Annotated in this window: 8 protein-coding genes; 4 read left to right on the top strand and 4 right to left on the bottom strand. The window is 40.6% G+C overall.

Translation table 11 applies throughout. The features are described 5' to 3' along the window. Window positions 1–44: 44 nt before the first annotated feature. On the bottom strand, window positions 45–230 hold the full coding sequence (locus IM473_RS13910) for a hypothetical protein (protein ID WP_287658359.1): 186 nt from the start codon (window positions 228–230) through the stop codon (window positions 45–47). Between the two features lie 539 nt (window positions 231–769). Here IM473_RS13910 and IM473_RS13915 point away from each other — a divergent pair. From IM473_RS13915 to IM473_RS13925, 3 genes are all read left to right on the top strand, one after another. Beyond that, window positions 770–1,162: a CU044_2847 family protein gene (locus IM473_RS13915; RefSeq protein WP_287690499.1), complete on the top strand. Its 393-nt coding sequence runs from the start codon at window positions 770–772 to the stop codon at window positions 1,160–1,162. 91 nt (window positions 1,163–1,253) lie between these two features. Continuing rightward, window positions 1,254–2,174 (top strand): S1 family peptidase, encoded by a 921-nt coding sequence (locus IM473_RS13920; RefSeq protein WP_287658361.1) that lies wholly within the window; start codon window positions 1,254–1,256, stop codon window positions 2,172–2,174. A 255-nt stretch (window positions 2,175–2,429) separates the two neighbouring features. Beyond that, complete coding sequence (locus IM473_RS13925; RefSeq protein ID WP_287658362.1) at window positions 2,430–4,427, top strand: HD domain-containing protein; 1,998 nt, start codon at window positions 2,430–2,432, stop codon at window positions 4,425–4,427. A 307-nt stretch (window positions 4,428–4,734) separates the two neighbouring features. Here IM473_RS13925 and IM473_RS13930 read toward each other — a convergent pair whose 3' ends face one another. The 3 genes from IM473_RS13930 to IM473_RS13940 are packed head-to-tail and all read right to left on the bottom strand — an operon-like array spanning window position 4,735 to window position 11,147. Next, entirely contained in the window at window positions 4,735–7,857 is a 3,123-nt protein-coding gene (locus tag IM473_RS13930; RefSeq protein WP_287658363.1) for a BPTD_3080 family restriction endonuclease, read from the bottom strand. Window positions 7,858–7,862: 5 nt separating this feature from the next. Then, window positions 7,863–8,414 carry a hypothetical protein gene (locus tag IM473_RS13935; protein WP_287658365.1) on the bottom strand — a complete coding sequence of 184 codons (552 nt, stop codon included), beginning with the start codon at window positions 8,412–8,414 and terminating at the stop codon, window positions 7,863–7,865. A gap of 6 nt (window positions 8,415–8,420) precedes the next feature. Beyond that, the gene (locus IM473_RS13940) at window positions 8,421–11,147 is read right to left on the bottom strand and encodes a site-specific DNA-methyltransferase (RefSeq protein WP_287658366.1); all 2,727 of its coding nucleotides are present in this window, start codon (window positions 11,145–11,147) and stop codon (window positions 8,421–8,423) included. 218 nt (window positions 11,148–11,365) lie between these two features. Between IM473_RS13940 and IM473_RS13945 the strand changes: the two genes are divergently transcribed. Then, on the top strand, window positions 11,366–12,144 hold a 779-nt coding region (locus IM473_RS13945), incomplete at its 3' end, for an ATP-binding protein (protein ID WP_287658368.1).

The raw sequence follows: 12,144 nt of genomic DNA on the forward strand, positions 1-12,144 counted from the left end.
AACGAGAGAATCAGGGATTTGGGCGAGCTTATTAGAAATCTTTATCAACAATGGGGAGTGATCTGCATCGAACTTTTTCGCTCGAACACCCCAAAAAGCTTATGCTGTAAGGAGTTCAGCCAGCTTGTCCCCCTGTCAGGGTCTATACTGATAGAATATCCGTCAAAATAGTGCTGAAAGTCTTGCCCGATCAGCATTTCACGATTCCATAAGCAAAAATTATCAGACAAAATCGAGAAGAGCCTTTGAGGTTCCCAACCGACATTAAATCCCTTTTTCCACGTTATAAATAGGCTCTTGCAGAGAACGAGATAATCAATTAAATCTCTTGCCAGATAAGGATTTAGTTGATTTAGTCCCCTCGATCAAACCATACCAAGTAACGAAGAACCACTATATTGATATTGTGGTATTAAGATTAACTTAATTTTTGGGAATTGCAAGATGATAAATTCAGTAATTGCTTTTATTAAAAAAATAAAATAAATACTTTGTTGTACATTTGTAAACGCTCTCATCTAGTTAAATATAAAAATATATTAAGAAAGTTAAAGAATAAAAATAATTGACTCAAATCTTATTTAATAAAAACTTAAGCCATGTTACCATGAACCGTAGGGCGTGAGAGAGCTAAAGAAATTGTGAAATAAATAAGGGACTTGCGCTTTGATAATGTACCATTTATGGCTTGTCTGATTCTTCTACAGAGCGACTGTCTGGCTGGGATATTATTCCTACGCAGGTCCCTAACTGCTCTTTATGATGAATAATGCCTACGGTGCGATTTTTTGGTATTAGAGAGGTTAAGTATATGACACAGAAATTGATTGAACTTAATGTCGGACAAGAGGGAACTATTCTAGTAGCAGTGGATGTTCCAGAACAAACAATCAATCCTCTGGCTAAGACGGGAGATATTGTCATCGACAAGGTAGGAGAGAAGTTTGATGATATTAAATATACTATTATTAATGGATGCCGTCCTTTGACAGAAGCTTTTGAAGCCTTATATCGTGAGGGCAAAGCTAAAAATGCTGAGGTTGAGTTTGGCTTAAGTTTCACAGGGAAGGGGAACATTTATGTTGTTGAGACTTCTGCTCAAGCGTCTCTAAAAGTCAAAATTACTTGGGATTTACATAAAATTTATGGTTCGACAACTTAAAGCCTTGCCACACAAGTTTTACGAGAATTGACTACTGATAACTTTACATGGCAAGTTCGGAAAAACTAATTTTATCTTGTAGGTGTTAAAAATGAAGTGGGAAGATATATGTGATTGCGTTGTCGAAATTAGAAAGAATCCTTCAAACTCTCTTGTTGGTACGGGTTTTTTTATCTCTGAAGATGGGCTTTTATTGACTTGTTCACACGTTATAACACAAGCAGGCGGATTGAAGAATATTAGAATAAAAGGAGAAAAAGTTGAACAAGTATATATTGGAGGTGATAATGGAGATGATTTCGCTATTCTAGACTTTAAAGGATATAAATTAGGAAAAGTTTTTTTGCATCCGAATCTAATTGAATCAGGCAAATTTAAGAGCTTTGGATTTGGAGATAGTGAGTGTACTTCTGGAAGTGAAAAAACAGGAGAGATTATAGGCAAAAATATCTTTGATAAGTTGGGTTTAAGATTAAAATTATCTACTTTGGTAGATTTTCAAAAGTTTACGGGAGGAGAAAGTGGCTCTCCTATTTTTTCCTACATTGATGGCGAATATAAAGTAGTAGGTATGCTTACATCTAGATATATGCAAGAGGGCGGTTTAGCAATATCTATACAGACTATCTTTGATCGTCTGAAAACATGGTTAAAAGTGCAAGATAGCTTGCCTTTACTTGATGCAAAGGAAGATTATTTACAGTCTTTAAATAGCTATATTTTGAATAATCATCTTGACAAGTATTATAATAGTGTATCGTGCGTTCAAGAAGATAATTTAAGTTATTACAGCAAATTATTTACTTATATTTGCAATTCTGATAATCAAGTTTTAAATACTGATAATTTATTTGAGCATATAAGCGAAAAAATTATCTCTGCAAATAGCCAATTACCTTTGCTAATTAAGGGAATATCGGGAACAGGAAAAACTTCATTTTTGAATCTCTTATATTGGTATTTTTACGAGAAAAGTAAAAACAATAAAAACAATTTAGAAGATAATTCATAAGAAGATAATCTAATACCCATTTTTATTAACCTGCATAAACTATGCAGGAGCAATTTAATTCCTTTTTTAGGGTTAACCTACCGAGAAAGAATTACAAATTTAATTTTAAATAAACACTCTGCGATCTACGATCCAAATGTTGATTATAAACAAATAATTACGCACTTAATTCAAACCCAACACCGAAATAAATTCCTAATCATTCTTGATGGCTATGATGGATGCTCTGAAAGCGAAGAGGATGTAGTTTCATACTTGTTAGATAATTATCCAGAACGCAATAAATGCAAATTTGTTATTGCCACTAGACAGACTGGAGATGCTATCAACACTTATCCACCAGATGCTATTAGCATCGATCCAGATGAAACATTGGTTTTTAACTCTATTAACATTAGAAATCAGGATGCAAGCAAATTTATTACTGACTTCTTAAAAATTTCTTCAAATTATCGATGTGCAGAAATTATAGATTTAGAGAAACGTGCCAAAGACTTTATTAGTATGATTGAGAAATTTAAAATTGAAGATGTTGACATTTTTTTATTAGGACTCTTAAAATGCAAAATAAAAGCAAATTCACCAGATTTGTATTTGTCTGATTTATTAAAATCCTACTGCCGAGAATTTTTACAGGAATATCAGCATTATACTCCAGACTTTAATACTGAAAAACTTCTTGATCGTTCGGCAGAGATTGCCTTTTACGAAGGATATCAAAAACTTGAACGCGGAGAAATTGATAACTTTCTTCTAGAGCTTGCTCATGGTCATCCTCAAGTTAACGATTATTTGGTTGCACGTCATGTAATTTATAATTTTTTTAAAATTGTGGACGATAGCAACGATAATGATTTTAAAAAAATTGATACAGTTTTGAAATATGTACAACCAAATAGAATTAATAGATTATGTAAAGAAATAATTAACAAAAAAGCAAGATATCAAGAAAAAGCTTTAAATGCTACCAAAATAGTGTTAAAAAATGATGAATTTCATCCCTATTCAAAGGCATTTGCTTGCTATATTGCAGGAAGATTAACAAATAAAAGATGTGCGATCCGTTCAAAATTAATACTGAAAGATTTTAAAGAAACACTAAAAAGTGATTATAGCAATAATTTGAAATTGAATACTAATGATTTAAATCTACATATTTTTTTACTAAGAACTGTTTATGTTAGCCTTTCGTATTTGAATGATCGAGATGCTCAAAAGGAATATGTTTTGACTCTCTTAAAGGATAAACAAGCAGATATGCTAAATAGAGGATTTCATTTGGAATATTATGGAGATGAGCCTAATGAAGATCCGAATAATGAACCACTTCAATTACTTGATAAAGATAGTTTGGGATCATGTTCAAAAACGATCAGAAAGCTCTGCTCTCGCCTTCGCTCTGGTGATGGACAAATAAACCCTCTAATTAATATTGAATTACACACAGTTTGCTCTCTGGTTCAACATCGCTTAGTCAAAGGCTCGCTAGATGACGAAAGCCGCACATTAGTCTCTGATGTAATCAAATTATTTTTATATGATTCTAAATATAGTAATCAGGTGCAACCGCCCGAACTTTATAAATATATAAGTATGATATATCAAAATCTTCAAGAAAGAGATTTTGATATAATTGGTAATATTTTTTTGAAGTTTTATAAAATCAAATTTCAAAAAAGGGCGGGCTGGGTCAAAGAAGATAGAAATATGTTTGTTCCTGATAGCCATGTTGGAGAATCTGTGGCAGATCATACTTATGGAACTTATTTAATAGCATCTTTTCTTTTGCCTGATAAATGGAACAAAGACAGTAAATATGATAAAAAGCAAATTATAGATATGCTATTAATTCACGATCTATCTGAAGCAATAACTGGAGATATAATTGGAAAAAAAGAAACTGATCGAAAGAACGAAGAAGAAATTTATAAAGAAATTGAGCTTCTAGACACTTATGATGGATTTGCAAAATTAAATTATATTGCTAAATTATGGGGAGATTTTGAGCGAGAAGAGAACTTGAATTCAAAAATTGCGAAAGAAATAGACAAGCTAGATAACTTAATTCAATTATGGATTTATGCAGCTGATTTTAATAAAATTCCACATGATTTTACCGAATGGCATGAGGGAATTCAGAGAAGCATTAATACTGAAATTGGCGTTGAAATTAGAAATAGACTGCTAAAATTTTATGAAAAGTTTTATAAAAGTAAAATAGAAAATCTTCTCAAGAAATATGGTTTTTCGTGACTGCAAATGTTTTCACTTGACCTCAACCATCGCGCTGGCATCGTTACCGAACACATCTACTAGGGTAGAGTTTAATTAGGGCTTGCTGAATAATGGTAAAACCCTTTTAAAATAAAGCTTTTGACCTGTTAAAGTCCGATGTTAGTGCAAGAAAATAGGATTGGGACTTTCAAAAACCTTGCATTATCCTTCTTATGGTACATCGCTTGGTACAAAAAACAAGGGCAACAAAGCCTGAAACTCCTGACTCCTGACTCCTGACTCCTGACTCCTACCCCCACCGAAAAACTTTTTCAGCAGACCCTAATTAATCGAGAGCCTTCGCGATCTCGTCGAGCGCCTGAATGACTTCCAGCGATTTACAGAGCCTGTATTCCCAAGTGCCGAAGTGACCATCGGCGTTAACCGCCCTACACCAGCGTTCCGCACCCGCCTTCTTTTCCTCCGTACCATCGTATCGATACCCTTTTGTCTCGAAGATAAGATAGCGGGGTTCCGAGTATTTCAATCGAATAATAAAATCTGGATAGTATTCACGTTCTTGACCGTTATAGAGATAGGGAATCGAAAAATTTAGCTGCTCGTTTTTTACAAAAGCGTCAGTAATCGGGTGATTGTCGATTTGATAAGAAGCGGACTGTTCCCACTGGTGGGTATCGGCAACCACTGCGTTAAGGTGCGATCGCTCAATGGGGTAAATCGATTTGCTTGTCCAGAAATCGACATCATCGGTAGAACCGTTACCGCGATAAGGTTCGTAGCGTGGTAGTTCTGGAGTTTCCCCCGCATTCGTATCAGGGTGGATCGCAGTGGCTAGGTTCTCGATCATCCAACCGTAATAAGGTGAGAGCCAAGCATCTTCTATCTGACAGGGCTTAATCACTTTAACCTTCGTTTTTAGATAGCGATCGCAAATCTTCCATAATTGGGGAAAGAGAACGTGAGGGGGAGCCTCGCAAGTTTTCATCTCGCAATAGGTTTTGGTTAAATCTCCTGCCAATTTAAAGATAAGCGTCTGCAAACGGCTATTTTTGCGGTAAGGACTCAGATCGAGACTTTCTAATTTGCCTGGCCCATTCAAACTCGGACGACCTTGATTGTTGGAAAGGGTCGCTTTTACCTGAACTTCTGGGGGAATCTTGCTAGGGTCTAAGGTAATTGGAGCGATCGCTTCCCAATCAACGATCACTTTGTTGTGAACTCCTTGTGTGTAACCTTCCACTCTGGGGAATTCGATGCGATACTGCGATTTAAGGGCTACGGAGTAGATGCGGTTCCGCTTTTCGGGCTTACGAGCAGTCCCGTTGGGATTGGCTTTAAAAGGCGTTACCTCGAAGGGAACCCCGAAGATTTTTGCGGTTTCTTCCGAGAAGCGATCATTTTCATCGAGGTCGTAAGTACGCCGCCGTAGTCCGCGCCCAACTACCTGTTCACAGAGCAGTTGCGACATGAAGGGACGGATACCGATGATGTGTGTTACCGTCCGGCAGTCCCATCCTTCCGTAAGCATTCCCACGGATATAATGCACCTGATATCCCGACCGGGCGGGTGCAGGGGTTTCCCTATTTTGATTGCAAGGCTGGTAAAACCATCGGGATATAGCGATCGCCCTTGCCCGTCTTTTGGCCAGTCCACCAGCCCCACGGTATCAAGGGTAAAGCGCATCCATTTGGATTCGTCGGATTTCGTGTTACCCGATTCTAATTCTTCAACCACTTTAGAATCGACTCGGATAGTGTTAGTTTCCGCTTCTGTATTTTTAAGTGATTTAGTGGCAAAAGGAGCAACATTAGTCGGTTTTTTGTCTTCTGCTATCCATTCGTACACTAATCTGGCAATTTTCGTGTTTTTGCAGACGATGATAAATACAGGAGGTCTGGGATCATCTGGACTCTGCAACCATTCCTCACGGGTTTGTTCCCACTGTCCAGCAAGAAGGGCGATCGGGCTTTGGGCGTACTTTAGCACTGCTTCTGGTTTAGGGCTGTTGGTTTTGCCGCCTCGCTCGCTAGGGGTCATTTTTCCCATGATCCACTGCCAGATGTTGAAGTAAGCAACATTGGAGGTAATCGCTCCAGTGGTATCCCTCAAGGGAAGTTGCGGTATTTTGACTAAACCCGATTCAATTGCGTCCATCAGGCTAAAATCACTGACTATCCACGGAAAAGGTTTATTTGCATCTTTAGCAGAAGCCCGAAGATAATAGGGAGTAGCTGACAGATCGATGCAGAGGTTGATCGTTCGGTATTTGTGGATGCGATCAAGTCCTTCAATCCAGATCGTCGATTCCTTGCGATCGTATTCCAAAGCGTCATCGTCCTCGCCCTCCTCACTCTTATCGTTAGGAGCTATCCGGTAAGCGTGGTGAGCTTCATCGTTAAGGACGAGAATTCTGGTTTTATTGCCGATCTCTTGGTTGAGGATACGGCGTATCCAAGCGGCTTCGCTTTCTAGGTAACGGGTCGATCTCACCTTGACCTCGGTTATATTGCCTTGTTTGTCTTTCTTCTCCTCTAGTACCTTGATCTGTCCAGTACGCTTCTGTTGTTCTAGGGTTTCGGGGGTTAGGTAACGGGTTCCCCTTGCGGTGGTGTTCTCTTTACCAATTTTGATAACTTCGGTAGAAATAGTTTTTACACCTGTCTTGATCACTTTGGCTGCATCTTCACCCGCCGTAGAGGGCGATCGACGCTCGAAGACGTGCCAGTTGGTGACGATAACCTTTCCTTGCCGGAGTCTGTCCATCAGGTGAGAGGGTACAAGGTCACGGGTGCGGTACAGGCTGGCCTCTCCGTTAGCGGGGTTTAATTCCTGAAGACGACCTTTAATAGTGACGTTGGGACAGACCACCAAAACGACATCGGAAAAGCGGGTATCACTTCGATCGTTTACCTTGTTCAGGATGCTCCAAGCGGCCAGCATTCCCATCACCGTTGTTTTTCCAGAACCCGTGGCCATTTTGCAAGCATAGCGGATGAAAGCTTTGAGTTCGAGATCGAGAGGCGTATCGACTGGGATATGGATTCCCTGCTGGAAGTCAAGGCGGGACTCGGTTAAAAAGATGATGGTTTCTACCGCCTCGCACTGAGCAAAAAATAGCCTTTGCTCTCTGTCCTTGCGGTTCCAGTGGCGAAGCAAATCTAAAGTGGTACGGGTCACGCCGGGGTAATTTTGCGATCGCCATTCTTTCACTCTTTCTCTCAATCGGTTCACTAGGGTCATTTCGTAACCCGGCGCAAATTCTTCTGGTGGCGACAGCTTGAGAACTTGACCCAAATCCCAATCAAATTGACCCTCGCGAGGAGGATAGATGATCGAGGGACGGCGACCGTCTCGCAATTCGGGGGCGTAGTTCTCTCGGATAAACCAGTATTTCGATGGTTCATCGAAGGGAGAGTTTAGAATCGGGCGATCAACTTCGTAGGACATTAAGGCTATTGACGGGTAACAGTTATTGTGTAAAGGAATTTTGTGTTGTCTGGCAAAAACTCTTCTGGGTAGTTACGAGAAGCTATATTGTTTTTAAATTGGGAATTTCCATCTTTATCAACTTCGACTAGGGCAATCTTAAATTTTCGGTTTTTACTCTCATTGTCAGTGCCGATAATAGTACTTTGTTGCCATTTTCCACTACCCACATCTGGCACAATTTCCCCAACTTGAGGATACCAACCAAAAGAGTTTTCAGGATTCACAACTAGCCATATATGATGGCCTTCTGCAATCTCTCCATATATTTTTCCTGTTGTAAGGAATGTTCTGGAAACTTTACTATTATCAGAAGGAAAATCTATTTTTCCTTTGGCGTTAAACTCACATGATCTAAATACAATTAGGGGGTTATTATTGGTTGCGTGGGATATTGCTTCGTGTACCCCCCATCCCATTGTAAAAGCAGTAATTGCAACAGTACAAATAAATATAACAGGGTTATTCTCAATAAGCATTTTTAGATTAAACCCTTTATCTTCTGAGGAATCTGACATAGATAGCTACTCTCCTTTTAAAGATTCAATAACTAATAACTCGTTACCCCGATCGTCTATCACCTTGACGGCGATTTCTTTATGCTCGCCAGCTTCAAACGGTGCGCTGATCGTTCCCGCTAGGTGTTCCCATACTTCATCGTCATAACTGCCTTTCAAAGCTTTTTTGAGAGAATCCCACGCGCTGGTACGGGGGAAAAACGCCTGTTTGACATAGAAGCATAAGCCGTTGTAATCGGTATCGAGGAACCAAGCAGGGACGTTGCGACCTGGTTCGGATTCCACTTCCATCGTGATCGGGTCGAAGACATCCAAACCTAAAAGCTCCACTTGATATTTACCTTCACCAGTACGATGAATTTTTACGTCTGGCAGACCGCAGGCACTGAATATCTGCGAACTTCTCATGTGTTTGAGGAGATCGCCCATCAATATATCGGGAGTAGCTTGAATATAAGTTGCCGGGATACCGATCGCCTCCTGACAATTTTCAATAAACTGACGAGCTTTAGCTGCGATCACAAATCCAATAACGAAAAGATGGGCGTATTGTTTGCGTTGGGCTTCGTTTGCGGCCTCGAAGACGGTTCTCTCAGCGATCGCTCCATTTTCTGGTCCGAATATGAAGGCTACTGGTTTTTGGGAGAGTGGCAGTTTATTTAGGTTTTCCTCTAAAGCCTCATCTACCACATCGCTAAGTGTCGCACCGCCTAACTCACTTGCTTTTACCAGTGCTTCGGCTGAAAGATTCCGAGACTGGACCGGCCGGCGCACTTGGGAAAGATTAACGGTACGATTACCGGGTAAACGTAGCACTGGCGACTTCCGCAGAATTTCCAGCATCCGGTCTTCATAGGAACCACTGCTTTCAATTTCAACGGCTTCTGTCTCCGGGGCTTCCCCATCCATGTCAACTGGAGGCGGGATCGTTCCCTCGATGGTGAAGGGACTGCATACCCGCACGATGCTGTTATCCACTTCTGGACGGTCAACGAGGATTTCTTCATCGGGCGGTTCATTATTGGCGATACTTTTAAGGGTGATGTGAGGTACAATTCCCCCAATTTCTTCCCCCTTACTGTTTTGTTTTCTCTTGTAGATAAACCCTCCCGCTGGTGAGTTATTATCTTTTAGTTGATACCAAGGAAAAGTGGCCGTTAATAGTCTCTGCCGGGCTAAAGCTAAGGGGACACGACTAACATCACAGGTTATCCATCTTCTTCCCCATTGTTCCGCAACGTAGGCGGTTGTCCCACTTCCACAGGTAATATCTAATACTAAATCGCCGGGGTCGGTGGTCATTAATAGACAGCGTTGGATGACTTTTGTTGATGTTTGAACTACATATATTTTTTCATATACTAAAGCTCCGCCTCCTGTATCCATCCAAATATTTTTGATTTCTGAAATAGGATAATCAGACAAAAACCGTTTATAACAAAGACTTTTTCCTTCTAAAATTAATCTATTTAACTCTCCTAATTTTGTTAAACCAGAAGGTACAATAGACCAATGTCTTCCTTTTGGCGGATAAAAAGTTTGTCCATTCCACTCAAAAGGTAAAGATGTTTCTCCAGATGTTTCTCCTTGAGAATTTAAAGCAGTAATTCTAAATCTTTTTCCTTCTGGGATAATTTCTAATCCTTGTAATTGCTCATTAGATAATCTTTGATTAGTCCCATCTGGTAATTGTAAATAACAATATCTTTGATCAGTTTCTTCTTGAGAACGTGAAACAAAAATTGGTCTAAACTTTAAAGTTTGATTATTTTTTGAATACCACAAAATAATGTCGTATATGCTATCAATTCTATTACTAGATTTGCCTGCTGTGGTTTTAAAAGCAATCTGTGAAACAAAATTCTCCCCACCAAAAACCTCATCCATCAACTCCCGAACATGATGCACATTCTCATCGGAAATCTGCACAAAAACACTACCGCTATCAGTTAATAACTCCCGGGCCAACAACAAACGATCGCGTAAATAACTCAAATAAGAATGTAACCCTAATTCCCAAGTATCTCGATAAGCTTGAACCATCTCCGGTTCGCGAGTAAAATCCTCATCATCATTGTGTTTAACATCACGCTTTCTGACAAAAGGCTGAAAATTAGAACCAAATTTTACCCCGTAGGGAGGGTCAATATAAATCATCTGTACCTTACCCCCCATCCCCTCATATTGAAGCAGGGAGTTCATCGTCACCAGCGAGTCACCGAGAATCATCCTATTTACCCACTTATCGTGATACTCGTAAGCTCTTAATATCTGGTCTGATATTGACCACTGTGGATCGTTAAATAAATTAAGCATTAACTGATCTGAACCAATTTTATGAGATTTCAGGGTTTCGATAATGGCTCTTGTTGATAATCTTTCATGAACGAATAGAGGTAAAGTTGGGACTTCAAATGATTCTCTTTCTGATTTGCCAGCCCAGTTTAAAAATGGCTGACTCATGGCTTTTAATTGAGAGGCAGCAACCTTAGCTTCTTCTAAACTTTCAGCTTCTAAAATTTTGGCTATTAATGCTTCTGCTTTTTCCCTAGCCGGGTTTTCATCCCAGCTTAATTCGGGCGCAATAGAAGAATCGTAACGGTAGGTAGCGGGCAACTTTTTCTTTTTAAAATGTGGCTCGGTTCCAATATCGGGACGTTGGGGATGTGTCTGACCGTGATTGTAGCTTTTCGGCTCTTTAGATTGTCCGCTATTACCCTTTCCTTTTGCCATAACTGCCCCGCTATTGATTCTCCGACCGACTACCCACTCTTTTTAAGAATGGATAGAGTAAATCCAGCAAAACCGTCAAGGTTTACCGTCTATTTCTAGAATGCCACGAATAGCGATCGATACTTCACTTTCTCTCACCGGAAATAAAGTAGTACATAGTTATTCCCTAGTAAAGATTGGGGGGAACTATAGTAGAAAGGGAACTGGGAATCGGAACGATGATCGAGCGACACAGAAGGAGATTGGCTAACGGGGAGGAGCGGGTCTATACCTACGGGGTTGCGCCGGACGGTGAGCGTCAGTCTTTGTCGATCCGTTCCGTTGATGATTCCGTTTCAATCCCCTGCTATAGACGAGCAGAAAAAGAGCGGGTGGTGGCCGCCCTACTAGCCAATGCCAGTTTGTTGGTGGTGGGGGAAGCTGGTGCGGGAAAGACCTTTTTAGCAGAGCGGGTAATCGAGGACTTGTGGGGGCGGGGGTTTCCGGTGGCAGCCCCTGCCATCGGCACGGTCAAACAGATGCTTCTGGAAATCGCCGGGGATTTGGGGGTAGATACGGAGACCCTAGAGGGCAAACCGATGACAGGACAGCAGTTACAGGAAGCGATCGCCGAATGGATGCAAGGTAACGTCGCTTTTCTGGTCATGGACAATGCCCACAGGTTTCCGGTTTCCCTGCGTTGTTGGTTAGAAAAACTGCATTTGCAGGGACAGCCGATATTATTATTAGCCACTTATCCCCCGGCCAGAGATATTTTTTTGAAGCTTCCCCGCATCGAATTGGAAGCTTTACCAGAAAGGGCGATCCGCGAAATCATGGAAGGGGAAGCAAACGATTTGGGATTGCAGGTAACACCGGGTAAACTGGCCGATTGGCAACAACGGGCGATCGGTAATCCCATGTTGGCGAAACGGGTGGTCAAAGAGGAATATTTAGGATTGGAGGGCAATAATTACGATCATACCCAGTGGATCGACGGTACTCCCCTACTAATCGC

The organism is Microcystis sp. M015S2 (genome assembly GCF_020245945.1).
Lineage (GTDB): Bacteria > Cyanobacteriota > Cyanobacteriia > Cyanobacteriales > Microcystaceae > Microcystis.

Bases quoted from the DNA above. Each gene is read 5' to 3' on its own strand.
- IM473_RS13915 (WP_287690499.1), top strand. From the start codon at position 770: ATGCCTACGGTGCGATTTTTTGGTATTAGAGAGGTTAAGTATATGACA.
- IM473_RS13920 (WP_287658361.1), top strand. From the start codon at position 1,254: ATGAAGTGGGAAGATATATGTGATTGCGTTGTCGAAATTAGAAAGAAT.
- IM473_RS13930 (WP_287658363.1), bottom strand. From the start codon at position 7,857: ATGTCCTACGAAGTTGATCGCCCGATTCTAAACTCTCCCTTCGATGAA.
- IM473_RS13935 (WP_287658365.1), bottom strand. From the start codon at position 8,414: ATGTCAGATTCCTCAGAAGATAAAGGGTTTAATCTAAAAATGCTTATT.
- IM473_RS13940 (WP_287658366.1), bottom strand. From the start codon at position 11,147: ATGGCAAAAGGAAAGGGTAATAGCGGACAATCTAAAGAGCCGAAAAGC.